This is a genomic window from Bacillus arachidis (assembly GCF_030285945.1).
In the GTDB taxonomy this organism is placed as follows: Bacteria; Bacillota; Bacilli; order Bacillales; family Bacillaceae_G; genus Bacillus_A; species Bacillus_A arachidis.
In genome coordinates, this window is record NZ_CP127376.1 from 4463035 (window position 1) to 4487155 (window position 24121).

Annotated in this window: 23 protein-coding genes, 3 pseudogenes and 1 other annotated feature; of the genes and pseudogenes, 12 read left to right on the forward strand and 14 right to left on the reverse strand. The window is 36.1% G+C overall.

The window, feature by feature from the left end; genetic code table 11:
* Window positions 1-79: 79 nt before the first annotated feature.
* The 3 genes from QRY57_RS24760 to QRY57_RS24770 all read right to left on the reverse strand — a co-directional run bounded on the left by QRY57_RS24760 (window position 80) and on the right by QRY57_RS24770 (window position 2201).
* Window positions 80-919, reverse strand: coding sequence for a hypothetical protein (locus QRY57_RS24760; protein WP_286016365.1), 840 nt, complete (start codon window positions 917-919; stop codon window positions 80-82).
* Window positions 920-1105: 186 nt separating this feature from the next.
* Window positions 1106-1888, reverse strand: a complete 783-nt coding sequence (locus QRY57_RS24765) for a membrane protein insertase YidC (protein ID WP_026594143.1) — start codon at window positions 1886-1888, stop codon at window positions 1106-1108.
* A gap of 28 nt (window positions 1889-1916) precedes the next feature.
* Window positions 1917-2201 (reverse strand): hypothetical protein, encoded by a 285-nt coding sequence (locus tag QRY57_RS24770; RefSeq protein ID WP_026594142.1) that lies wholly within the window; start codon window positions 2199-2201, stop codon window positions 1917-1919.
* A gap of 249 nt (window positions 2202-2450) precedes the next feature.
* Between QRY57_RS24770 and QRY57_RS24775 the strand changes: the two genes are divergently transcribed.
* Entirely contained in the window at window positions 2451-3344 is an 894-nt protein-coding gene (locus QRY57_RS24775) for a YitT family protein (RefSeq protein ID WP_026594141.1), read from the forward strand.
* 94 nt (window positions 3345-3438) lie between these two features.
* On the opposite strand, the gene QRY57_RS24780 is transcribed toward QRY57_RS24775, so the two are convergent.
* Window positions 3439-3708, reverse strand: coding sequence for a hypothetical protein (locus QRY57_RS24780; protein ID WP_026594140.1), 270 nt, complete (start codon window positions 3706-3708; stop codon window positions 3439-3441).
* Window positions 3709-4067: 359 nt separating this feature from the next.
* Here QRY57_RS24780 and QRY57_RS24785 point away from each other — a divergent pair, with 359 nt between their 5' ends.
* The 3 genes from QRY57_RS24785 to QRY57_RS24795 all read left to right on the forward strand — a co-directional run bounded on the left by QRY57_RS24785 (window position 4068) and on the right by QRY57_RS24795 (window position 6669).
* Complete coding sequence (locus QRY57_RS24785) at window positions 4068-4454, forward strand: DUF3938 domain-containing protein (protein ID WP_090694934.1); 387 nt, start codon at window positions 4068-4070, stop codon at window positions 4452-4454.
* Window positions 4455-4566: 112 nt separating this feature from the next.
* Window positions 4567-5726 (forward strand): IS3 family transposase gene (locus QRY57_RS24790; RefSeq protein WP_286016366.1). Its coding sequence is split into 2 segments (ribosomal slippage): window positions 4567-4825 and window positions 4825-5726, totalling 1161 coding nucleotides; the frame shifts between segments, so codons are not numbered across the junction.
* A gap of 166 nt (window positions 5727-5892) precedes the next feature.
* Window positions 5893-6669 (forward strand): hypothetical protein, encoded by a 777-nt coding sequence (locus QRY57_RS24795; protein ID WP_286016367.1) that lies wholly within the window; start codon window positions 5893-5895, stop codon window positions 6667-6669.
* 172 nt (window positions 6670-6841) lie between these two features.
* Here QRY57_RS24795 and QRY57_RS24800 read toward each other — a convergent pair whose 3' ends face one another.
* Window positions 6842-7456 (reverse strand): DedA family protein, encoded by a 615-nt coding sequence (locus QRY57_RS24800; protein WP_026594137.1) that lies wholly within the window; start codon window positions 7454-7456, stop codon window positions 6842-6844.
* A gap of 620 nt (window positions 7457-8076) precedes the next feature.
* Here QRY57_RS24800 and QRY57_RS24805 point away from each other — a divergent pair.
* Window positions 8077-8979 (forward strand): EamA family transporter, encoded by a 903-nt coding sequence (locus tag QRY57_RS24805; protein WP_286016368.1) that lies wholly within the window; start codon window positions 8077-8079, stop codon window positions 8977-8979.
* Between the two features lie 25 nt (window positions 8980-9004).
* On the opposite strand, the gene metG is transcribed toward QRY57_RS24805, so the two are convergent.
* Window positions 9005-10639, reverse strand: a complete 1635-nt coding sequence (metG, locus tag QRY57_RS24810) for a methionine--tRNA ligase (RefSeq protein ID WP_286016369.1) — start codon at window positions 10637-10639, stop codon at window positions 9005-9007.
* Between the two features lie 52 nt (window positions 10640-10691).
* Window positions 10692-10965: a binding site (T-box leader), on the reverse strand.
* A 113-nt stretch (window positions 10966-11078) separates the two neighbouring features.
* Here metG and QRY57_RS24815 point away from each other — a divergent pair.
* Window positions 11079-11899, forward strand: a pseudogene (locus tag QRY57_RS24815) (class I SAM-dependent methyltransferase).
* A 215-nt stretch (window positions 11900-12114) separates the two neighbouring features.
* On the opposite strand, the pseudogene QRY57_RS24820 reads toward QRY57_RS24815, so the two are convergent.
* Window positions 12115-13200: pseudogene (locus tag QRY57_RS24820) on the reverse strand (TIGR04053 family radical SAM/SPASM domain-containing protein).
* Window positions 13201-13339: 139 nt separating this feature from the next.
* Here QRY57_RS24820 and QRY57_RS24825 point away from each other — a divergent pair.
* Window positions 13340-13654, forward strand: a complete 315-nt coding sequence (locus QRY57_RS24825) for a metal-sulfur cluster assembly factor (RefSeq protein ID WP_000076465.1) — start codon at window positions 13340-13342, stop codon at window positions 13652-13654.
* Between the two features lie 158 nt (window positions 13655-13812).
* Here QRY57_RS24825 and QRY57_RS24830 read toward each other — a convergent pair whose 3' ends face one another.
* The 4 genes from QRY57_RS24830 to QRY57_RS24845 all read right to left on the reverse strand — a co-directional run bounded on the left by QRY57_RS24830 (window position 13813) and on the right by QRY57_RS24845 (window position 17327).
* Window positions 13813-15462: a M4 family metallopeptidase gene (locus QRY57_RS24830; RefSeq protein WP_139265615.1), complete on the reverse strand. Its 1650-nt coding sequence runs from the start codon at window positions 15460-15462 to the stop codon at window positions 13813-13815.
* A gap of 157 nt (window positions 15463-15619) precedes the next feature.
* Window positions 15620-16318, reverse strand: coding sequence for a pirin family protein (locus tag QRY57_RS24835; RefSeq protein ID WP_090694914.1), 699 nt, complete (start codon window positions 16316-16318; stop codon window positions 15620-15622).
* 52 nt (window positions 16319-16370) lie between these two features.
* Entirely contained in the window at window positions 16371-16778 is a 408-nt protein-coding gene (locus QRY57_RS24840; RefSeq protein ID WP_286016370.1) for a MarR family winged helix-turn-helix transcriptional regulator, read from the reverse strand.
* Between the two features lie 114 nt (window positions 16779-16892).
* The gene (locus QRY57_RS24845; protein WP_286016371.1) at window positions 16893-17327 is read right to left on the reverse strand and encodes a DUF3920 family protein; all 435 of its coding nucleotides are present in this window, start codon (window positions 17325-17327) and stop codon (window positions 16893-16895) included.
* Window positions 17328-17540: 213 nt separating this feature from the next.
* On the opposite strand from QRY57_RS24845, the gene QRY57_RS24850 reads away from it, so the two are divergent.
* Window positions 17541-17981: a Dps family protein gene (locus tag QRY57_RS24850; protein ID WP_026594129.1), complete on the forward strand. Its 441-nt coding sequence runs from the start codon at window positions 17541-17543 to the stop codon at window positions 17979-17981.
* A gap of 676 nt (window positions 17982-18657) precedes the next feature.
* Entirely contained in the window at window positions 18658-18873 is a 216-nt protein-coding gene (locus tag QRY57_RS24855; protein ID WP_090694906.1) for a hypothetical protein, read from the forward strand.
* A 28-nt stretch (window positions 18874-18901) separates the two neighbouring features.
* Here the strand turns inward: QRY57_RS24855 and QRY57_RS24860 are convergent, their stop codons facing one another.
* Window positions 18902-19480 (reverse strand): LOG family protein, encoded by a 579-nt coding sequence (locus tag QRY57_RS24860; RefSeq protein WP_286016372.1) that lies wholly within the window; start codon window positions 19478-19480, stop codon window positions 18902-18904.
* Window positions 19481-19553: 73 nt separating this feature from the next.
* Between QRY57_RS24860 and QRY57_RS24865 the strand changes: the two genes are divergently transcribed.
* The 3 genes and pseudogenes from QRY57_RS24865 to QRY57_RS24875 all read left to right on the forward strand — a co-directional run.
* Complete coding sequence (locus QRY57_RS24865) at window positions 19554-19877, forward strand: MazG-like family protein (protein ID WP_286016373.1); 324 nt, start codon at window positions 19554-19556, stop codon at window positions 19875-19877.
* A 55-nt stretch (window positions 19878-19932) separates the two neighbouring features.
* The gene (locus QRY57_RS24870; protein WP_026594125.1) at window positions 19933-20439 is read left to right on the forward strand and encodes a ferritin; all 507 of its coding nucleotides are present in this window, start codon (window positions 19933-19935) and stop codon (window positions 20437-20439) included.
* A gap of 44 nt (window positions 20440-20483) precedes the next feature.
* Window positions 20484-20818 (forward strand): annotated as a pseudogene (locus QRY57_RS24875) (DUF418 domain-containing protein); the annotation flags it as partial.
* 42 nt (window positions 20819-20860) lie between these two features.
* On the opposite strand, the gene QRY57_RS24880 reads toward QRY57_RS24875, so the two are convergent.
* Window positions 20861-22042 carry a NupC/NupG family nucleoside CNT transporter gene (locus QRY57_RS24880; RefSeq protein WP_026594124.1) on the reverse strand — a complete coding sequence of 394 codons (1182 nt, stop codon included), beginning with the start codon at window positions 22040-22042 and terminating at the stop codon, window positions 20861-20863.
* A 441-nt stretch (window positions 22043-22483) separates the two neighbouring features.
* The gene (locus tag QRY57_RS24885) at window positions 22484-23920 is read right to left on the reverse strand and encodes an alanine/glycine:cation symporter family protein (RefSeq protein ID WP_090694894.1); all 1437 of its coding nucleotides are present in this window, start codon (window positions 23918-23920) and stop codon (window positions 22484-22486) included.
* Window positions 23921-24121: the final 201 nt, after the last annotated feature.

Below are 24121 nucleotides of genomic sequence, written 5' to 3' on the forward strand. Positions count from 1 at the left end.
ATACACTTTATGTCGTTTCTTTCGGTTGCCCAAACGAAAGAGACCTCTATCAGTAGGTTTTACACTTTCTATATTTCAATTAGTTACTCGCTTTCTTCATCGAAAATTTATGATCCTTAATTGGAAAATCGACACCTAGCTCAGCTAATTGTGCTTTTGCTTTGTCCATAATTGCTTTTGCTTTTTCTTTCGTCTGATCATCAAGGTTTGCAAACATTTCTTCTCGCTTCCCTTTTTCAGGAAGGTTCACACCTAGTTCAGCCAATTTCTCTTTTACTTGTTCACGTGTTAATGTTCCTGCTTTCTTCTGCTCCATAATCGCTTTTGCTTTTTCTTTCGTCTGATCATCAAGGTTTGCGAACATTTCTCCTCGCTTCCCTTTTTCAGGAAGATTCACACCTAGTTCAGCTAATTTTGTTTTTACTTGTTCATGCGTTAATGTTCCTGCTTTCTTCTGCTCCATAATCGTTTTTACTTTTTCTTTCGTCTGATCATCAAGGTTTGCGAACATTTCTCCTCGTTTCCCTTTTTCAGGAAGATTCACACCTAATTCAGCTAATTTTGTTTTTACTTGTTCATGCGTTAATGCTCCTGCTTTCTTCTGCTCCATAATCGCTTTTACTTTTTCTTTCGTCTGATCATCAAGGTTTGCGAACATTTCTCCTCGCTTCCCTTTTTCAGGAAGATTCACACCTAATTCAGCTAATTGCTTTTTGGCGTTCTCCATAATTGTTTTTACTTGTTGTTTCGTTGCTTCATCCAATTTTTGATTCGAATTTCCTTTTGTCGTTTGGTCTGATACTACTGTAGAATTTGCATCGTTAGTTGCTGCGAAAGCAGGGATACCTGCTCCTCCCATGATTCCTAGTGATAAAGCTCCGGCAGCTACTAAATATCCAACTGTTTTTTTCTTCTTCATAGGAAACTTCCTCCTTCATTTTGTATCACATAGATTTCGAAAACTTGTACACTTTCGTATACACTGCATATACTAAAATTGCTTTCTTAACTTTTCCTTAACTACTTTTAAAAGAATTTCCAACCATAAATGTAATAGCAAACTTCAGTAGCACAAAAAAGCCACTCCTAAATGAGTGGCTTCCTTCTATGCATTTTGTAGTTGTCCTTCTTCACGTTCCATCACTTTTCTGAGTACAATCATTTGTGTCATTGTAAATAGATTACCTGTAATCCAATACAAGACAAGTCCTGATGGTGCAGCAAATCCCATAAATAAGATCATTGCTGGCATCATAACTTGCTGCATTTTAAGCATTGAAACCTGCTCTCCTGCTGCTATATTTGACTGCATAATTTTCATTTGAATAAACGTGGTTAACGCTGCGATAATCGGTAAAATATGATACGGATCTGCATGTCCTAAGTTTACCCATAAAAATGAAGATGTACGAATCTCTTCAGTCCGGCTAATCGCATAATACAATGCTGAGAAAATTGGCATTTGTATAAAGATTGGCCAGCACCCAGCGAGTGGGTTCCAACCGCCTGCTTTCATTAGTTCTGACATTTCTTTTTGATACTGTTTTTGTTTTTCAATATCTTTGCTTACATCACCGTGCTTTTTCTTTAGCTTCTGCAATTCAGGCTGCATTTTTTTCATTTTCATTTGACTGCGATATTGCGAAACAGCTAATGGAATCATCGCTGAACGAACCACAAGCGTAATGATAATGATTGCAATACCAAAGCTTCCGCTAGGCACATGATGAGCAACAAATTGAAGCATAAATGAGATTGGATAAACAAAATAATGGTCCCAAAGCCCTGCACTATTTGCATCAATTGGACCGCTATTACTACAACCAGATAAAACAAAAACAAATAATAATGATAAACTAACGAGCACAGCTCGGTATGATTTTAACATGTTCATTCCTCCAATGTTTCGTAATTATTTAGCGAAACATTGGTGTATACGGACCGACCTCGTCACTCTCTCCGCTCGATTCTTGTCTACGAACCGAACGAACCATTCCATATTTATAGAAAATAGAAAAGAGTGGAACATTATTGAGACTATCTTCACATGTATCAACTAGTGCAAACGCTTTTTGTCTACCACTTGATGTTTGTTGACGTACAAAACGAGAAACATTAGTGAGAAAAAAGACTTCTAATAAACAAAGCGCTGTCGTTACAAAAGATATATATAGAATTGCATCTTGCAATAAAAATTCCATCGCTTCACATCCTTAATAAGCTCATTTTAGCACATTCTTTGGATGTTCTCTATTTCCTTTTCTTTTCAAAATATGATACAAAATTCCATTGTATTCACTTCTTTTCTTATAACCACATATACCACCAATTAGGTTAGAATTTTCATAAATTTAAAACATTTTTTCATTACCATAAAACTATTGCCAGTTTTTGAAAAAAGCATTATTCTCTTCTTGTAATCAAAAATGAATATGGAGATGAAACATACTATGGGTCAATTAGGAGACACCGATTACGTTCCCGACACCGCCTTTTTATCCTTCCCAGCAGCTAGAACATTTCATTTAGAATTTGTAATACAGTTGATTGTTATTTTTATAGCTTCCATTTTGTATGCTATTTCAATGAATATGTTTTTTATCCCGCATAATATGATTAGCGGTGGTTTCGCTGGTGTGGGGATGATTATCGGTTATTTAATGCATTATAATATCGGTGCACTTATCTTTTTATTAAACATCCCACTACTTGTTCTAAGTCATTTTTACTTAGGGAAGAAAACAACTTTCTTAACAGCTTACTTCGTGGCAGTATCATCTGCAGCCATGAACATTATCCCAGTACATCAAGTTTCGAATGACATTTTACTTTCATCTGTATTTGGTGGTGTTATCTGTGGTGCAGCATCCGGAATTATATTCCGATTTGCATCATCCACTGGTGGTTTTGATGTTGTTGGATTGATTGTAGCGAAATATAAAGACATTTCAATTGGTGCCATTATTTTTGGCTTCAACCTAGCCTTACTTGTTGTCGCTGGCTTTATTTTCGGATGGGACATTACACTGTACACGTTAATTAGCCGTTTTGTTGCCAGCAAGGTAATCGATGCTGTGCATACAAAACACATTAAATTAACGATAATGACAATTACAGAAAAAGGCGAGGAAATTAAAAGCGCACTACTGCATCACGGCATACGTGGTGTAACAATGGTAGACGCTGTCGGTGGCTATACCAACCATAAGAAAAAAATGATTTATACTGTCGTAACTCGTTACGAATTAGGAGAAATAAAGCGTATCATTCGTCATGTAGACAATCATGCGTTTATGAATATTACAGAAACCGTTGAAATCGTTGGACGTTTCAAACGAATATAAAAAGACGCAAGGAATTACAATTCCTTGCGTCTTTTTTTACCTCATTACCAATGGCCGGCATGTTCGTTCATATCAATTACTTATGCCAGCTAAATTATGATGTATAAGTATTCGTTCCACTCAATAATCTTTGATTGTAATTATGAGCGGCAATTGCTCCCCAAACCATACAAATAAAATGTGTAACAAAAAGCCCTATACCAAATGTTACAATACCAACAATTAACTCAATAATAATCATAATAATTGCACCAATAATTGTTGAATACAACATTCCAAAAGAACCAAACAAAAACGTTAATACTAAAGAAATCCCTATACTTTTCGTAGGTGTAACTATGATATGCTGCTTTTGTGTCCCCATCTAATGCCCTCCCTTTTAAATTAACTAAAAATTCAATTAAATTAATTGTACAACGAAATGGAATATTAATCCATATACTTTATTTCTTAAAATTATTTTACACTTATTACAAAATCAGATAATTCTATTATTATTAAGCTAAATATGTTATAATACAGTGAGACTTACAAAAAAAGAAATGAGAAGTCAGGTATATTTCAGTTATAATTGTCACACCGTAAAAAAAAGACAACCATCTTAGTTATTCTTCTATTAATCTTTTACTAAAAAGATTCACACAATTAAAATTAACTTCTATTTACTTACTATACCTACCTTTTTGACTTCCAAATCATCTTATTACATAAGGAGATGAACATATGAATCAGCATATACGGTACATGGTAGCTGTCCTGTTTGCTATCATTGGAGGCATGATTTGCTTCTGGACAAACATTCAGCTTGGAGAACATATCATTTTTAATGGAATCGAATCCGCTGTAAGCGCTTCAATATTAGGCGGATACATTTTATTCCTCTTTAATCCAGAAGAAAATGCACAAAAAACAATGCTATTAACAATGATCGGAATCGTTGGAGGATGTATTTCCTACTCAATGACAAACTATACATTACCACTTCAATTAAGCTCAGCTGTCTTCCACGGTCTTTGGACTTGGTTTATCGCCTTTTGCTTGGCAGATGTATTTAACCTATTACAAGATGCTGAAGAAGAGAGTAGCCGAGGAATCGAGAGCAATTCTTAATAAAAAGAGGCTGGAAGATAAATCTTTGGTATTATCCCATTTAGGTAGACAGTAAAAAAGAGTCCATCTGGTATGATGGACTCAATACTGTTTATCTGGAGGGGATTTTTTTATGGCGAAAAAAGGACAATCATTTCAAACATATACAGAAGAAGTAAAACAAGAAGCCGTTCGACTTCGATTAGAGGAAGGAAAAACATTACAATTCATTCGAGCACAGTTAGGAATTAAAAGTGACGCTCAAATTGTTGAATGGGTGAAACGTTACGAAAAAGGACAATCGTTTGAAGATCAACGTGGCATATGGAAGCGAAAGCATTTTAATAGTATAGAAGAAGAAAATGCTTATTTGAAAGCACAGGTGGAATATTTAAAAAAGCGCAATCCAAATCTACACGGGAAGGAATGGTCTTAAAGAAAGAACGTTTTTCGATTATCGATAGACTACGCACATTATATCCTCTTCGTTGGTTATTACAAATTGCCGAGGTATCGAAAGCTGGCTACTACAAATGGCGAAAAAACCGCTCCCATGTAGCGTTGCGCCGTCAAAAAGATACATGGCATAAAGAGCATATTTTATCTATCCATCGGAAACACCCGTATTATGGATACAAACGTATGACCCGCGCTTTGATTCGTGAAGGAATGTATATGAATCACAAACGCGTTAGACGTTTGATGCATGAATTAGGAATCCGTTCTATGATTCGGAAAAAACGTCCTTTTTACGGAAGGAAAGCATCGATTGTGTTTCAAAACCATCTGAATCGAGAATTTTATGCGGATAAGAGACATGTAAAATTAGTAACAGATATTACATACATAAGAATTGGAGAAGAATTTGCTTATTTGTCAGCTGTCTTAGATTTGTATAACAATGAAATCGTGGCATGGAAGTTATCACATCGAAACGATTTAGCGCTTGTACTATCTACATTAGAACAGTTAGAAGGAATCAAGCGTACTACTAAAACCCTTCTACATTCTGATCAAGGATTTCAATATACATCAAAAAGTTACGCAAAACAGTTAGAACGATTAAAGATAAAAGGAAGTCATTCTAGACGAGGGAACTGTTTTAACAATGCATGTATTGAATCGTTCTTCTCTCATTTAAAAACAGAGAAGTTGTATTTAGTGCGTCCAAAAACATATGAAACAGCTTATCGAGCAATCCAAGAATATATCACATTTTACAATCAAGAGCGATTCCAAGAAAAACTTCACGGCCTTTCCCCGATAGAATATCGGGAAAAGGCCGTGGCATAAAACTCTTTTTATTATTGTCTACTTGACGGGGATATGACCACTTCCGGCCTCTTTTTTATCAATTATAATTTCCATTTTGACATTGATATGTATCAAAAATAATTATGCATTCATATTAAAAAGTTCTATCTAATATATTTAAAACACATAATATGCGAGGTGAACTATGGATAAAAAAAAGATTTTTTCTGATCTTCTCATCAAACTTTGTGCAGCCTGTTTTCTTTCTTTTTCTTTCATGCTTTTTTTCTTTATGCAAGATAACTTTGATTTCTATAAACTCTCAACGTTATTATCTGCGTTACTGTATAATCCTTGGTTCTATGTTCTCTTTTGCTATGCTATTTTGTGCTCATTCATTATTGATAAACTCGCTCTAAAACAAACAAACATTACAAAAAAAGCATTACTGTATATCATTTTTGGTTATCTATTTTTTCTTCCTTTTCCATTGTTTAGTAGCGATCCATTTATCATCTATTTCATTGCAGGTTCAATTGGAGCAATATGTGCTCTTTTCTTTTACTTATGCACATATATCGCTCAAAAAGCAAAATGGTTTCGATATAGCATCCCTATTCTCATTCCCATTTTATTTATTACAATTGCAGCAATCGATTTTACAAAGAAAGAACAATGGGTGGAACACACGACAGAAAATGAATTTGAAGCAACCTTCTCCTATTTTAATGGGGAACATAAAATCCCTATTTATGCTAAAGAGGGAGCAATTATTGAAATGAATGTTCAATTTTTAGTTGGGGGAAATAATAGCTATGGTCATGGTCTCCACTTTGCTAGTGAATTTAACAAAAACGTACCTGTTTCCGAAATAAATGCAGATACTTATCAACTCGCAGCAACAAAAACAGGAACCTATTATATTGTAGTTACCGGTGAAAACCTTACAGGTAAAATAAAAGCAAAATGGAACATACATTGAACTACCCCCACCTAGCTTCCTTATTTCTCTCTGAATCTTGAGGCGGGGATTTTAGGATAAAAAGCATAAGCGGCTCGCTCAGAATGTGAGGGGATGGAGCTGGATTTCAATAAAAAAGAAAAGTGCTCGCTCGCACTTTTCTTCCAATTTTTGACATAGAATGGATTCCATATTAATTTACACTTTGTACAAATACGCGTTTTAATTGTTTACGGAAACGAACGCCTAACGTAACCGCTACAATAACAATGACTCCGAAGATAATTTTTCCAATGTGCTGTTCAAGCAATCCAAAAATATCATGTAAGTTTCCACCTAACCAATAACCACCAATTAAGAAGAAAGATACCCAGAATAGTGCACCAGCGTAAATCGTCATTGCAAAGCGACGGAACGGCAAATTAATAATCCCTGCAAAGTATCCTGTAAAGTGACGTACGCCTGGAATAAAGAATCCGATAAAGATAAGGAAATATCCATATTTATCAAACCACATTCTTGTTAAATCAATTTTTCTTTGTGTTAAAAACACATACTTCCCATATTTCTGTACAAAAGGCATACCCAGTTTATTTCCTAAAAAGTACTGAATTGTCATCCCAACACTTGTACCAATAAATGACAAAATAATTAAAATAGGTAAGTGCAAATCTCCTTTTTGCGCCAAGAACCCTGCGTATGCTAGTGTTGGCTCTCCAGGAAACGGAAGGGCAATATACTCTAATAGCAAGCCAAAAAGTACTACACAATAACCGTATTGCTGAAATAACTCATGAATCCATTCCATGTCGATCTCTCCTTTTCGCTCTTATCTACAGCATCCACCATCACGTACGAACTGTTATTATTATTGTATAAAAAAATTGTCGAAATAACTATCACAATAGCTTACATTTAGCTTACATTTTTGTAAGGAAACTACTAAAATAAACTATATTCATGCAAAATTCCCTAATAACTATTATATATTTTCGTTTTTTTCATTTTTTCTTCATTATGTATGAAAAAATAACGTTTTTCGTCATTTTCCTCACCGATAATTCTATAAAGCTACTTATTTTATGGAATACACGTAACTTCTAAAGAAGCACAAAGACTTGTGAAAAACATTACATGTATTTTATATTGAAAATGTAAAAGGGATTGCTATAAACTACAATCAGACCTACTTTGATTTTCAAGCGTATAAGTCGCGACTATGAAGAACAAACTGTAACCTGCTCTCTTTTTCTTTTTTTGGTTCACTTGGCATGGCGCAGAAAAGGATCTATCAGTTTTTAATTATTCTATACCCAAACTCACACCCTTTTGTGAATGGCGGAATTTTGTAGAGTTTTTACTCTGTTTCGTTCGCCCGTTGTCCTTTATTGGACAGCGGGCGTTTTTTATTTATAAAGGAGGATTTTTATGGAGAAATTTAAGTTTTCATTATTAGTTTTATTTGGCGCCTGCAGCTATGGCGTACTTTCGACAATTTTCAAACTCGGCTTTATGAATGGTTTTTCTGCGCATGAGCTATTAGGTGGACAATATGTATTTGGCTGGATTGGGCTTTTATTACTTGTTCTATTCTTCTCTCGTCATAACATCTCGAAAAAACAAACATTTTCTTTATTAGCTGTCGGAACAACAATGAGCATGACCGGAATTTTCTACGCAATTTCTGTAGAAGAATTACCCGCTTCTATCGCCGTTGTTTTACTTTTTCAATTTACATGGATTGGGGTTGTCATTGAAGCCATCGCTAACAAAACGTTACCAAGCCGCGAAAAGGTAATCTCGATTCTCATTTTATTTGCCGGAACATTATTTGCAGGTGGCGTGTTTGAAGGGCTCGGACAAAACTTCTCTACAAAAGGCATTATCTTTGGACTATTAGCCGCTGTCTCTTTTTCTTTTTATATCTTTGCTAGTGGACGCGTTGCTACAACTGTACCACCGTATACAAAAAGCTTCCTTATGACAACAAGTGCTACACTGATTGTTTGCCTAATCTTTCCTCCAACCTTCTTAACAGACGGTGCCTTGCAGGATGGATTATGGAAATATGCTTTCTTCCTTGGATTTTTCGGTGTTATTGTACCAGTTATTTGCTTCTCAATCGGTGTCCCAAAAGTAGGAACAGGACTTGGAACGATTTTAGGTGCTGCTGAACTACCAACAGCAATCATCGCTTCTATTACACTTGTTCATGAAGTCGTATCGCTATTGCAATGGCTCGGCATCATTTTTATATTGATTGGTATTTTTACACCGCAAATTCTTACAGCACGAAGAGAAAAGAGACGGAACGTGGAACAAAGCGCCTAAAAAAAGAGCACATCATGTGCTCTTCTTACTTTAATGCTCCATATAGCTTTTCTATCTCTGTTTCAATTTGCTTTATATCAATTCGCTCAAACAATGGCTGCACATGACTGATTCGCTCTGGCAATGTATTTTCGCATTTCCAGTTCACACTTGTAATTGATAATATATCCCGCACTCTTTCACTAGAAAATGGTAAAAACGGCTCAAGTAACTGCGCAAAATTCACAATGAAATATACACAATGAGAAATTGTATCTTCACAAGCAATAGGGTCTTCCTCCCTTTGTTTCCAAGGCGCTCGCTCATCAAAATATTTATTTGCAAAGCGCACCGTTTCAAATATTGTTTCCAGCGCTACTTTAAAATGAGCCTGTTCAATTGCATCTCCTACTTTCTGATATAATTCTTCTATTCTTGCTTTCAGCTCTACATTTATTTTTCTATTCGGTACTACACCGTCATAATACTTCTCAATGAATTTCAGTGTACGGTTCACAAAATTCCCATATGCACCTAGAAGCTCACTGTTGTGACTATAAATAAATTCTCGCCAAGAAAAATCTGTATCACGATTTTCTGGTGCATTAATCGTTAAGAAATACCGAATCGAATCTGAATCATACCGCTCTAATATATCAGGTACCCATACAGCCCAGTTTTTACTTGTTGATAACTTCCGTTTCTCGACCGTTAAATATTCATTGGATACAATATGACGAGGAATTGCCTTTTCTCCGATTCCAAATAATACAGCTGGCCAAATAATAGAATGGAACGGGATATTGTCCTTACCGTGCACATAATATGTCTTCGCATTACTACTCCAGAACTCCCCGTCATCTTCGCCTGTTTCTTCAGACCATCGTTTACTTGCTGAATAATAACCTGAAACAGCTTCAATCCACACGTAAATTTTCTTATCCTCATATCCCTTCACTGGAATTGGTACTCCAATTGGTAAATCACGTGATACAGCCCTGTCCTGTAATCCTTCTTGTAAGTAACGCTCCGTTAATTGAATGGCATTATCACGCCATGTTCCTTTTTGTTTTGCAGCTGTTACTACATCTTTCATCTGTTCTTGAAATTTATGCAATGCAAAATAGAAATGCTCTGTTTCCTTAACTACTGGCGTATTTCCACATAGCTTACACTTCTTTTCTAATAAATCAAGTGGATCTAAAATGGCCGAGCAAGCATCACATTGATCTCCGCGCGCCGGTTCATGACAATGTGGACAAACTCCCTCTACATATCGATCTGGTAAAAATTGTGCACACGTTTCGCAGTATGCTTGTTCCACTACCTTTTTATAAATAAAGCCTTCTTCTAATAAACGTAAGAAAATCTTTTGTACTGTTTCATGATGGTGCTGTGCATCTGTACGCGTATAACAATCATACGTAAAACCAAGCTGCTGAAAACATCGCTCAAACTCTTCATGATAATAATCAGCAATTTCTTTTGCAGTAACCCCTTCTTGTTTTGCCCGAATGGCAATCGGTGTTCCATTACAATCGCTTCCTGATACGTAAAGAACGCGCTCTCCTTTTGCTCTATAATAACGCGCTAAAATGTCCCCTGATAACAAGGACGCAACATGCCCAAGATGTAAAGATCCATTCGCATATGGCCAAGCTCCTCCAATAAAAATACTCACCTTACATTCCTCCTTTTAAATATAAAAAAGCCCCGCCCCTATCTTTTAAAAAGATAAGGGCGGGGCTGTATAAACAGTCGCGGTACCACCTTATTTCGCCAGCTATTCACATAACTGACCTCGTCAAGTACGGAGCAATCATATGCTCTTATACTGTGATTTTGATAACGAGAACCAACTCTCGTCGCCGCCTACTATTACCATTTGATAAGTTCAGGACGAAGCTCAAAGGCCATTGTTCAAATGAACATTCTTGCTTCTTCTCAGCTTCCGAAGCTCTCTGGAAAGAATGGTTTCACTCTACTTTTCCTTTTCAACGCTTTTCATATATAACACGTATTTTACGACTAAAATACAGAAAAATCAAACTTTTATTCAAAAAAAGGAAATATAAAATCCCTTCCGAATATTTATATGTTCAGAAAAGGGAGTGATTTCATTGAATCAACAACAATTAAGCACCGCCAATAAAAAAGGCTGGAGTGCAGCTGCTTATGAAGCGTGGACGAATCGGCACGGTACTCCACAGGAATACGCAAAGAAACTAATGCAAAATCCTGCTCGTGAAGTAGCCTACTACTTACCTTACATACAGAATCTCCAAGGGAAACGGATCATCAATTTACTCGGCTCAAAAGGAAATAAAGCTGTGGCATTCGCATTATTAGGCGCTGACGTAACCGTTGTAGATATTTCTGAAAGCAACGCAAAATATGCAACTGAACTAGCAGATGCCGCGGGAGTATCTATTGAATATATCGTTTCAGATGTATTAGAAATAACACCTTCTCAATCATTCGATGTTGTGTTGCTGGAATTAGGTGTACTTCATTACTTTTTAGATCTCAAGCCACTTTTTCAGCTTATCTCGGGACTACTAAAAAATGGCGGTACTTTTATACTTCGTGACTATCATCCCCTTTATACAAAATTATTAGCAACAGACGATCCAAAATTTAAGGCAAACGGAGATTATTTTTTTGAAGAAATTATTGAGGATACTGTTGCTTATAGCAGCCTACTTGATAAAACGAAGCAAGAAACACTACCCAAAACACTAATTCGTCGCTGGACGTTAGGAGAAATTATTACAGAAGTTGCCGGAGCGAACCTGCACATTGAAAAGTTTACTGAAGAGCATGGTCCGCACCAACGATGGGTCTTTCCTTCTTCAGCCCCAGAAGGAATTGAAGAACGCATCCCTGGTTTGTACACATTAATTGCTACAAAATAATGCAAAAAGGATCCTTTCACGGATAGGATCCTTTTTGCATGCTTAACGCATATAAGTTGAGGTTGGAGATTACCATAATTCTGTAGAATAGGACACAAGGTATTTCAACATTTTGTCTCTGACTTACGCAGTCAAAAGGGGTATGACCAACATAACGAAGAGTAATGTTTCGTTGATATTGATAATCGTTATCAACTAATTAGAAGTATACATGATGTTTTTTTAAAACACAATAGGATTTTCATATTTTTCTTCGTAAAACTTTCGGTACATATACACAATATGGCTCACTTTCTAAATAATCACCCGTTATTGCATACGCTCTAGAGCGCGAACCACCACATATATAGCGGTATTCACACTTCCCGCACTTCCCTTTATAGCTATCTGGATCACGTAAAGCTTGAAAAATTGGAGAATCACGATAAATATCCCGTAAACGCTGCTCTCTCACGTTCCCAGCTTGAATCGGTAATAATCCACTAGGATATACATCGCCAATGTGTGAAATAAACACAAAACCATTCCCATCATTAACTCCTTTGGGTGCTCGTCCTAAACCATCAATTTTTCCAGTTAAACCATTTTGCAGTGCATCTTCATAACGAATTTCCCGATTATTTTTTTGCTGCATCACAACGCGCCGGTAATGCTGAGCAGCCGTTGTCTTTATATCAAATGAAGCCTTTTCCCCTATTTTATATAATTTATGAAATACAAGTTCATTTTCTACCGGCGAAATCATATCATCTATATTTCCTCTTCCAGTTGGAACAAGGAAAAATACGCTCCATAGCACACCACCTAATTGTTCAACAAGTGTTGCCATCTCCTCTACTTCATGAATATTGTACTTAGAAATGGTTGTATTAATTTGCACAGGAATCTGTAATTCATTTAAATATTGAATCGCATCCATCGTAAGCTGAAAAGATCCTGCCGTGCAGCGAAAACGATCGTGTGTCTCAGCTGTAGCACCATCCACACTAAAGGCCCAGCGTGCAAGTCCAACTTCCTTTGCCTTTTGAATGGCCTTTTTCGTCACATTCGGAGTCGCACTAGGCGTCATCGAAACACGTAATCCTTTTTGCACTGCATAATCTGCTAGCTTATAAATATCTTCTCTCATAAGCGGATCCCCGCCTGAAAAGACTAGCATCGGCTGATTCATTTCATATATTTCATCAATTAATTTCTGTCCCTCAAGAAAAGTTAATTCTCTCGGATCTCTCCTATACTGCGCTTCAGCTCGACAATGCAAGCATTTTAATTCGCAAGCTCGTGTAACTTCCTATATCACAATAAAAGGATTTTTATCATAGTTCATTTTCAATCTTGCTCCTTCCTACATACTTATAATCAGTATAGGGAAGATTCTAAAAAAACACTGTGAGCTATTTCACTGCATCTTTATTTTATTTCCTTTATAATGAGAATGGATATCATTAATATTAGGAGTGTTGTACATGTCGCAAGAATTCGAAGAGAAGTTATATGCCAATTTAGAGGCTGTTATCGATCCTGAATTAGGTGTAGATATTATCAATCTTGGTTTAGTATATGATGTGACAGCGGATGAAAATAATAATGCTGTTATTACAATGACGATGACTTCTATCGGTTGCCCAATGGCCGGACAAATCGTGTCGGATGTCAAAAAAGTATTATCAACAAATGTACCTGAAGTAAATGAAATAGAGGTTAATGTCGTTTGGAATCCACCTTGGTCAAAAGAGCGTATGTCACGTATGGCAAAAATTGCGCTAGGTATTCGCGATTAACATCACATAAACATAACAAGCTAAGAAGGATGTTTTCTATTTAAACATCCTTCTTAGTTTTTATCCCTCGTAAAACGCAATATAAAAAAATCCCCTGTAGCTTTTACAGGGGAAATAAGGTAGCTTATCCATTAAAGAACGATACACATACTATTTTGCTATTTTACACCAACTGCATCATAAGCCTTCGTTACAGCTTGTACTTCTTTAGAGTTTTTACCATATAAATCTTCTGCCGATTGAAGTGCAGCTTGGCGCATCATTTTAAAGTTAGAGTTTGCTGTTAAATATTTTGTAAGAGCTCGGTAGTAAATTTTTTCTGTCGCTACGCGGCCCACGCCATTTACTTTCACACCATAATGAGTGCCACCTTCAGACACTAAATATGCAGCTTTATTGTTAATACTACTGTTAATATGAACGCCGCCATTATCATATGGACCAGTGTAGCGCTTGCTGTAATGATCTGGGTAACCTTCACCAGGTTTTAATGGATTCGGAATAGATGCTGGATCACTTAGAGAACGAAGTGCATCACCTTCGATACCAGGTGTATAAATGTCAGCACCTAACTGCCAGCTTTTCTTCTCGACCATTACACCCATAATATCAGATAACGATTCATTTAATGCACCTGGCTCATTTTTATAAACAAGGTTCGCCGTATGCTCTGTTACAGCATGTGTTAACTCATGTCCAATAACATCTAAGCCTGCAGATAATGGAATAAATGTTTTTCCATCTCCATCACCATACATCATTTGCACACCGTTCCACGCAGCATTATTCCAACTCTCTCCTACGTGAACAGTAGAAATCAGCCTTGCACCTTTATTATCGAAAGAATTACGGTTAAATGTCTTTTTATAATAATCATATACTTTTCCTGCATTTACATGTGCGTCAACAGCCGCTTTATCTTCAAAAAACTTTGATTTACTTTCTACTTCTTCACCTGTATATCCAAACCATTGTGAGAAAATATTAAACCAGTTCTCATCCATATTTTGTGCATCAAACGTATGAACACCATTTCCTCGTTTTCCATCAAACAAGTTAAATGCTCCCGTTTTTTCATCTTGAGCAATTTCAAATGATTGCTTGTTTCCTAGAACGCCATATCCAAAACCAGTAATATGATCGATTGCATTATATTTCTCAATCACATTTCCATTCGTTGCATCAACAAAGTAATGCCAGTAACCTGGAGCTGGTTTTGAAACAGATGCTTTTACAAGGTATGAAAGGTAATATTGCCCATCCTTTTCATACACATATAAATCTTTTTTAATACCATCATATTTATCCACTTTGCCAATTTCTTTCTCAATATCGGCTTTCGCAACATCTACCGCTTGCTCATCAGTAATGCTAGCTGTAGCTGGAATATTTTTATCTTCTAAATTCGGGATAACTTGCCCGAAGAACGCTTTTACATTATTGTCTTTATCAAGTGTAACTGTTTGATCAGATCCATATACAGGAACATTATTATGTTTCTCAACTAACTTTACATGTGTTGTACCTGATTCAGCATCCTTTTCTTCCCCGACAATATTAAAATGTTTGTCAATATTTCCTGCTAATTTAAACATATCCTTCTTGCTCTCTAAATATTGAAATACTGTTTCTTTTTTATCTAATCCTTCTGGCGCTTTCCATTCCTCACCTATGTAAGCTGGTGTTTTAAATTCTTGGTGATATTGAATTTGCTGTTCTTCCGCTTGTGTTTTTGTTGCTCCAAATGCTCCAAAACCTCCAACGATAACGGATAAAGCTAATGCTGATGAAACGACTTGCTTTTTCAATCTAACACTCCCCATTCCCCAAAAATTTTTTTAACACTTTTATACATTTCGAAAAAAAATATATATTTCCTTCAAAAAAAATATTGAGAAACAGTTTTCTTGCAATTTATCCCAAAAAAGGGAGTATCTTGTTAAACACTCCCTTTTCCTTCATTCTTTATTGTTTTTTCATCTCAATCGCTATATAATGCGATTGCTCTTTTGCTTGAATACGAATATCTTCTTCAACTACTTCTGCTGCATCACGCATTACAAGTGTCTCACCATTTATAACACCACTTCCTTCAATTTGCACAAGATAAACTTGACGACCTTCGCTAACAGGGAAATTAATTTCTTTTCCTGCTTCTAAAGAAAGTGAATATAAATTTGTATCTTGATGAATCTCAATTGCTGCACCACCATCAATTGGAGATACCATATGGAACCAATTATTTTCACGTTTATTCCAATCAAACTTGAACTCACCGTAGTTTGGTGTGTGTCCTACGCGGTCTGGTAAAATCCAAATTTGTAATAGACGTAATGTCTCATTTCCTAAATTATGTTCACTATGAAAAACACCTGTACCAGCGCTCATATATTGTACATGTCCACGCTCAATTGTGCCGCGGTTCCCCATGCTATCTTGATGTGTTAATGCTCCATCTACAACGTAAGAAACAATCTCCATATCACGGTGCGGATGCATATCAAATCCTGTTTGTGCTGCTACTAAATCATCATTAATCACGCGAAGCGCCCCGAAGTTCATATTATCTCGATTGTAATAATCTGCGAATGAAAAATGAAAATGTGTATTTAACCAACCGTGATTTGCTCTTCCCATATTTTTATGATCAACTTTTTTAAACATATCCTTCACCTCATATTATCTCGAATTTGAGATATTTATTTAAAATTTTTTATTATAACTTTCGAAGTAATTCTAATAATTGTTTTTGCTCATTGCGATTCAGCTTACAAAATTGTTTTGCTTGAAACGTCTCCTGCGTTGGAACAACCTCTTCATATAAAGCTTTTCCCTCTTCTGTTAACGAAAGATATTTCGCAGTACCTTCTTGCTCTCTTTTCACAAAACCGAGCTGTTCCATTTTATTTATAAGTTGCGTGATGTTCCCTTTTGTAACAAATAGCTTTTTCCCAAGCTCTTGCTGTGTTAATCGATCTTGTCCTCCAATTTGTGCTAGCACATCAAACTGAGCAGCAGATAAACCCCATTTTTTCAAATGCTGATTTGTCTCTCGGACACTCCTATTATAAAAGCGTGACAAACGAAACCATAACAATAACCCAAGTCTTTCTTCTGTTTTCATTCCATCACCTCGCTTGCTTGATGTCTTTAGTTTAGAACTAAACTTTAAAATTGTCAATAACTTTATTTTAGTAAGCAATAAACAAAAGCATAGTAATCATCCCATCACTATGCCTTAACCTAATTTTCTTCTCATATATTCATTCATTTTACGCTCTGCAAATGCTCGGGCATCCTTTTCAATCCAACGAGCTTCGTACGCTTCTTTTCCAATGTATAATACATTTTTCTCATGTTGCATGGAATGCCTGAATTCATGTAGTAATGTTTTGAGCACTTGTTCATATTGTTCCCACATACAAATAAAAATCATTTGTCTTTCTTTATGATAAAAACCGCTTAAAGGAAATAAGAATTCTTCTTCCTCTTCTCCTAAGTTTACAAGCACATTATTTGTATCACACGTATCACAAAAAATAACTGGAATTTCGCGTTTCTCAATAAGTGCAAATATATCATTTTTCACCCGCTGAATATCCCACGGAAACTCTGAGTCCAGCACATACCAATTTCCAGCTTGCTGATATACGTTTTGAAGTTGGAGTTCCATTAACCTCCATTCTCCTTTCTAAATTCCCTTTTCCTATACATATGCCACAATGCGATAAAAAATAAACATATATTGCAATGTAACATGACATCTCGTTTCAAAAAATGTTCAAAAATAATGTTTGGAAAGGGTTGATTTATACAAATTACTAGATTATAATAATTATAAATTAGTAAAAGATATAATATAATAACTCAAAGGGAGATTGATCATATGAACACACAAGTAATCGAAGTATTAAACAAACAGGTAGCAGACTGGAATGTATTATTCACAAAACTACACAACTTCCATTGGTATGTAAAAGGGCCCCAATTTTTTACACTACATGAGAAATTTGAACAATTTTATACAGAAGCAGCTGAACACATTGATGAAATTGCAGAACGTATTTTAGCAATCGGCGGTAAACCAGTAGCAACAATGAAAGAATACTTAGAACTATCTTCTATTCAAGAAGCGGTTTACGGAGAAACTGCAGAAGGGATGGTCGAAGCAATTATGAAAGACTACGAAATGATGCTAGGCGAACTGAAAAAAGGTATGGAAATCGCCCAGGGCGCTGACGACGAAATGACATCTGACTTACTACTTGGTATCTACACAGAACTAGAAAAGCACGCTTGGATGCTACGTGCATTCTTGAATCAGTAATATATTAAAAGCGGAGCCGACTGTTTAGCCCTGACGGATAAGGTTCTTCCGCACAGAAAGTGTTCTTTACTTTCTCGTGCGGAAGGTTCTTAGACGCGAAGGGCTAGGAGGCGGAGCTGGATACCATTAAAAGCGCAAGCGGCTCGGTCAGAATAGGAGGGCGTTGGAACTCCTGATTCAGAGGCGCTTTTTGCCTCAGATGAAGGAGTGAAACGACCCACTATTCTAGCCGCTGGAGCTGGATACTATTAAAAGCAGAGGTGGCTCGGTCAGAATAGGAGGGCGTTGGAACTCCTGATTCAGAGGCGCTTTTTGCCTCAGATGAAGGAGTGAAACGACCCACTATTCTAGCCGCTGGAGCTGGATACTATTAAAAGCGCAAGCGGCTCGGTCAGAATAGGAGGGCGTTGGAACTCCTGATTCAGAGGCGCTTTTTGCCTCAGATGAAGGAGTGAAACGACCCACTATTCTAGCCGCTGGAGCTGGATACTATTAAAAGCAGAGGTGGCTCGTTTAGCTCTGATTGGATAAAATCCCCTCAATTCACTTGAGGGGATTTATTATTATATCGATATATCCTAACCATATTTATGTTAAAATATAACAAATAACATTCTAATAGTTACGTCTAAACAATACTTTTCCAAGTTCATCATTTAGGTAATATCACCATCAAATGACGGGAGTGGTTCAGTTGAAAGACTATTTGATCCGAGTGTTTTTCGCTTCATTAGCTGTTGGAATTACTTTCATGATAGCCAATATTTTAGGCATAAACTTAGATGTAGAAAGCTATCCTTTTCTTATCTGTATCGCGATACTTGGTGGTTGGAGTGGCTGGTACTTATATAAAAAATCTATGAGAGATAAATCTAAAGGCATTCCGAAATGAACGGAATGCCTCTTTTTTATTCATCTTATTATGATAACTGCTTCCACTTATTCCCCATAACAGGTCTCTTATAATTTTTCATGTGGAGCAATAATTCTTCTGCATTATCCGCCGAAACAATCAGCTCTTTATTCGATGGATTCATAAACCCTTCTTCTGCTGCACGGTTAACCATTTGCAAGATTGGACCGTAAAAATCTTTAATATTCAATAATCCAACTGGCTTGTCATGAATACCAATCTGTGACCAACATACAACCTCAAATAGCTCTTCAAATGTTCCATAGCCACCTGGCAGTGCAATAAATGCATCTGCAAGCTCTCCCATTTTTGCTTTGCGCTCATGCATCGTTTCCACTTCAATTAATTCCGTTAATCCTTCATGAACAATCTCTCCGCGAAATAAACCACGAGGCATAACACCTGTGACACATCCGCCTAAACGTAACACTTCATTTGCTACTTCCCCCATCAAACCAACACATGAACCGCCGTATACTAATTCACAATCATTTTGAACAAGCAGTTCGCCAAGCTTAATTGCTTGTTCCCTAAATTCAGGTCTCTCTCCTAAATTAGAACCTGCGAACACACAAATCTTTCTCATACCTACACCCCGAAACTATATATTGTTATGATACAATGAATATTGTACAACATATTGAAGGGATGGAAAAGAAGTGAATATGGTCGAATTTCAAAGATGGGTAGAGGAATTTTATGAAAAACGAAGCTGGTCACAATATAACTCTTTTATTCGCCTAAATTTCTTAACAGAAGAAGTAGGCGAAGTTTCACGCGTTGTACGCGCGATTGAAATTGGACGCGATCGCCCAGATGAACAAACAAAGCAAGTAGAAGAACTAAAGATGGAATTAAAAGAAGAACTTGGGGATGTACTTGCTAATTTCATTATTCTTTCTCAAAAATATGATTTAGACTTACAGGATATTATGAACGCACATGTCGAGAAACTGTCTAAACGTTTTCAAGAAACAAACTGAGAACATTTATCAATTGTGATATAATATTCCCGACATGATACAAAGGAGGAAATTTATGTTATCTACAAAATTACACGATGCGCTTAATGATCAAATGAATTTTGAATTTTACTCTGCCCATGTTTATATGGCAATGGCTGCTTATTGCACGGCGGAAAGCTATGATGGGTTTGCAAATTTCTTTCTTGTTCAAGCAGAAGAAGAGCGTTTCCATGCAATGAAACTTTATAATTACATAAATGACCGCGGAGAACGTGCCATTATTACTGGATTCGAAAACCCAAACAACGAATACAAATCTGTTTTAAGTGCATTTGAAATCGCACTTGAGCATGAGCGTGAAGTAACAAAACGTATTTACAACTTATCCGATATCGCTTGGGATGAGCGTGAACACGCGACAATTACGTTCTTAAAATGGTTCGTTGACGAACAGGTTGAAGAAGAGGCTTCTTTCGATAGCATCATCCAGAAACTAAAACGCATTACAAATGATTCTAACGCTTTATTTATGTTAGATGCGGAATTGGAAAAACGCACATTTACCCCTCCTGCTGAGTAATATCCTTATCACCTTAACTAGTTTGTTAAGGTGATATTTATTCCACAGTAAAGATCTTAGAACTATTAACAAAACAACCGCTTCTCATTATGTTAAAAGACAGTGTTACACCAATAAGCATAGCTCTTTTTTACGGAAGCTCGATTATGCTAGTATTTCATCACAAAAAAGCATCGCCTTTACTAACGTATATGGCTTATATGGGGAAATCAGCTACTTCTTTGGCATTATATTAACAGTTGTCATTTCCGTCATCCAATTATACGCTAGTACCTATTGGTTACAAAGGTATCGCATAGGGCCAGTTGAATACGTATGGCGTCTTGATACATATTTTAAAAGGCCTGCTTTTACACGTAAGTTAAAGAAAGTAAATTAAACAAAAAAAGCAATGAGCATCTCGCTCATTGCTTTCCTTATTTTATAGCATAACCCCAACGATAACCGCTGATAATATACTTACTAACGTTGCACCATACACAAGTTTTAATCCGAAAGAGGATACAACGTTCGCTTGTTTTCCATCGATACTCTTCGTTGCACCTGCGATAATCCCGATAGATGAGAAGTTTGCAAATGATACAAGGAAGATCGATAAAATACCTACTGTACGAGCTGATAAATCGCCAGCTACTTTTCCTAAATCAAGCATCGCAACAAACTCGTTTGTTACTAATTTTGTTGCCATAATTTGTCCTGCTTGTAGCATCTCTGATGTTGGAATACCCATAATAAATGCTAATGGCGAGAAGATATAACCTAAAATACCTTGGAACGTAATACCAAAAACAGAATCGAATAAACCGTTAATTGCTGCCATCAATGCAATGAATCCGATTAACATTGCTGCTACCGTAACTGCAATAGAGAATCCAAGCATAATGTATTCGCCTAACATTTCGAAGAACGTTTGCTTCTTATCTTCTTCTAATTCTAAGATATCTTCTTCTTCACTAATATCATAAGGATTAATAATATGAACGATAATGAATCCACTAAATAAGTTTAATACAAGTGCTGTTACTACATATTTTGGATCAATCATTTTCATATAAGAACCGACAATTGACATCGATACCGTTGACATTGAAGATGCGCAAAGCGTATATAAACGATTTTTTGGTAATTTGCTTAATTGATCTTTTACTGTAATAAATACTTCACCTTGACCAACAATCGCTGCTGCTACTGCATTATATGATTCTAGTTTTCCTAAACCATTAACTTTACTTAATACGAAACCGACTGCTTTAATAATAATTGGTAAAATTTTAATGTGTTGCAAAATCCCAATTAATACTGCTAAGAAAATAATTGGTAATAATACTGTTAAGAAGAAAGGTGCTTGTCCATCATTCGCTAGACCACCAAATACGAAGTTAACCCCTACTTCTGCGTATTTTAGAATAGCACCAAAACCATCTGAAATCCCTTTTACTAACACATACCCAATCTTTGTATTTAATAAGAAGTATGCCAATGCTAATTGAAGAACAAGCATAATTGCAATTGGTTTATATTTAATTTTCTTCCGATCTGAACTTACAAGGAAACCTAGTACAAATACAGCAAGTAAACCGACTAGAAACATAACTAGTTTCATATGTGAATCCTCCACTTTCTATGAGTTATTGGTTGTCCAACGAATGACGTCTGACCATTGATATTAAAAAAATAAGAACCCCTAAATACTATTTACTTTACAATGTAACCTAAAATCAGTAAGCGTTTACACAAATTGCAATTTATTATTAGTAGTCTCTTCTTCTCTACTCGATTTAAAGTATGAAAATGATACCACCTATAAATCAAATTGTAAGCGTTATCTAAATGAATTGCAATATAATTTTTTCAATAAATTATATGTTAATTTATCCCTTCTGAAAGAAAAAAGAAATGAGCGTATGCTCACTGCTTTTTTTGCTTATAACATAACACCAACAATAAGTGCTGATAAAATACTCACTAACGTTGCACCACATACAAGCCTTAACCATTCTAAATAAAAAAAGAGCATCAAATTTTTTCTGATGCTCTTCCCTTATTATACAGCTTGTTCTTCTTTTTCTTTTGTTACCCTAGAATCTCCCCAGCACTCTGTGTTTTTTAAACCTGGAATAGAGTCTGCATGGAAGACTGGATCTTTCCCTTGTTTCTTTTGTTTCACATAGTCTGCCAATGCAGCATATGCAAATCGACCAAGAAGTGTAATCGCAATTAAGTTTGTGATTACCATTAGCCCCATAAATAAATCTGCCATATTCCATACGACTTGAAGTGTCGCAACAGAACCGAATAATACCATTCCCACTACCGCAATACGGTAAATCATTAACCAAGTTTTACTTTGTTTAATGAATTCAATATTCGTTTCACCATAATAATAGTTTCCTAGAAGTGAACTGAACGCAAATAAGAAAATAATAATCGCTAAGAAGCTACTTGCCCACGAACCAATCTGAGAGCTTAGCGCCATTTGCGTTAATTCAATACCTTCTAAATTTGTTGCCTTATATGCACCAGAACATAATACGATAAATGCTGTTGATGTACATACTAAGAATGTATCTACTAAAACTCCAATTGTTTGAATAAATCCTTGTTTAGCTGGATGCGTTACATCTGCTGTCGCAGCCGCATTCGGTGCACTACCCATACCTGCTTCATTCGCAAATAGGCCGCGCTGGATACCATACTTCATTGCCGCTCCGATACCGCCACCTACAGCTGAATCTAAACCAAATGCACCTTTAAAGATTTCTGTAAAAACATCTGGTAGCAAGTAGAAGTTTTTAATAACAACAAAAAGAGCCACTCCAATATAAATAATTGCCATTGGTGGAACAATCATTTCTGACATACGTGCAATACTTTTAACACCGCCAAAAATAATAACCGCGACTAATGCAGCTAATACAAACCCAACAACATAGCGCTCTAAACCGAAAGCATTCTTAAATGCTAATGTAACTGTATTCGCCTGTACTGAGTTGAAAATTAAACCGTAACTAATTGTGATAAGAATAGAAAACCAAATTCCCATCCAACGCTTATTTAAACCTTTTTCCATATAATAAGCAGGGCCTCCACGGAACCCACTGCCATCTTTTGTTTTATAAATTTGTGCAAGTGTACTTTCTACGAAACTTGAAGATGCCCCAATGATTGCGATTACCCACATCCAAAATACTGCGCCAGGGCCTCCCATAGAAATCGCTAACGCTACACCAGCTAAGTTACCGATGCCAATGCGGGCTGCTGAACTCATACAGAAAGCTTGGAAAGAAGATACGCTGCCCTTTTTGCGTGTCTTTCCAGTTAATCCATCACTCATCAAACGCACCATTTCGCCTAAATGGCTAATTTGTACAAATTTCAATTTAAAAGAAAAATAAAGCCCTAGACCTATTAACATTGCGATAAGAATATATGACCAAAGAATCGTATTCGTTGATGAAACGAACTGTTCTAAAATGTTCATACGATTAGTCCCCTCCCTTTTCTCCTCATAAATTGAATTATATTTAAAAAATATCCAAAAATCAACATTTTTCGACAGGTTATTACTTCCAAATGTTAGGTTTTATAACACAACCATGTCACTTGTTAAGAAATATGACTCGTTATTTTTAAAAACCTACATGCTACTTGAAGAAATATTTTTGATAAACAAAGCGATTGA

Bases quoted from the DNA above. Each gene is read 5' to 3' on its own strand.
- QRY57_RS24885 (WP_090694894.1), bottom strand. From the start codon at position 23,920: ATGAACATTTTAGAACAGTTCGTTTCATCAACGAATACGATTCTTTGG.
- QRY57_RS24780 (WP_026594140.1), bottom strand. From the start codon at position 3,708: ATGGGGACACAAAAGCAGCATATCATAGTTACACCTACGAAAAGTATA.
- QRY57_RS24880 (WP_026594124.1), bottom strand. From the start codon at position 22,042: ATGAAACTAGTTATGTTTCTAGTCGGTTTACTTGCTGTATTTGTACTA.
- QRY57_RS24870 (WP_026594125.1), top strand. From the start codon at position 19,933: ATGTTATCTACAAAATTACACGATGCGCTTAATGATCAAATGAATTTT.
- QRY57_RS24835 (WP_090694914.1), bottom strand. From the start codon at position 16,318: ATGTTTAAAAAAGTTGATCATAAAAATATGGGAAGAGCAAATCACGGT.
- QRY57_RS24840 (WP_286016370.1), bottom strand. From the start codon at position 16,778: ATGAAAACAGAAGAAAGACTTGGGTTATTGTTATGGTTTCGTTTGTCA.
- QRY57_RS24785 (WP_090694934.1), top strand. From the start codon at position 4,068: ATGAATCAGCATATACGGTACATGGTAGCTGTCCTGTTTGCTATCATT.
- QRY57_RS24850 (WP_026594129.1), top strand. From the start codon at position 17,541: ATGAACACACAAGTAATCGAAGTATTAAACAAACAGGTAGCAGACTGG.
- QRY57_RS24775 (WP_026594141.1), top strand. From the start codon at position 2,451: ATGGGTCAATTAGGAGACACCGATTACGTTCCCGACACCGCCTTTTTA.
- QRY57_RS24845 (WP_286016371.1), bottom strand. From the start codon at position 17,327: ATGGAACTCCAACTTCAAAACGTATATCAGCAAGCTGGAAATTGGTAT.
- QRY57_RS24770 (WP_026594142.1), bottom strand. From the start codon at position 2,201: ATGGAATTTTTATTGCAAGATGCAATTCTATATATATCTTTTGTAACG.
- QRY57_RS24795 (WP_286016367.1), top strand. From the start codon at position 5,893: ATGGATAAAAAAAAGATTTTTTCTGATCTTCTCATCAAACTTTGTGCA.
- QRY57_RS24860 (WP_286016372.1), bottom strand. From the start codon at position 19,480: ATGAGAAAGATTTGTGTGTTCGCAGGTTCTAATTTAGGAGAGAGACCT.
- QRY57_RS24800 (WP_026594137.1), bottom strand. From the start codon at position 7,456: ATGGAATGGATTCATGAGTTATTTCAGCAATACGGTTATTGTGTAGTA.
- QRY57_RS24805 (WP_286016368.1), top strand. From the start codon at position 8,077: ATGGAGAAATTTAAGTTTTCATTATTAGTTTTATTTGGCGCCTGCAGC.
- QRY57_RS24760 (WP_286016365.1), bottom strand. From the start codon at position 919: ATGAAGAAGAAAAAAACAGTTGGATATTTAGTAGCTGCCGGAGCTTTA.
- QRY57_RS24825 (WP_000076465.1), top strand. From the start codon at position 13,340: ATGTCGCAAGAATTCGAAGAGAAGTTATATGCCAATTTAGAGGCTGTT.
- QRY57_RS24855 (WP_090694906.1), top strand. From the start codon at position 18,658: ATGACGGGAGTGGTTCAGTTGAAAGACTATTTGATCCGAGTGTTTTTC.
- QRY57_RS24765 (WP_026594143.1), bottom strand. From the start codon at position 1,888: ATGTTAAAATCATACCGAGCTGTGCTCGTTAGTTTATCATTATTATTT.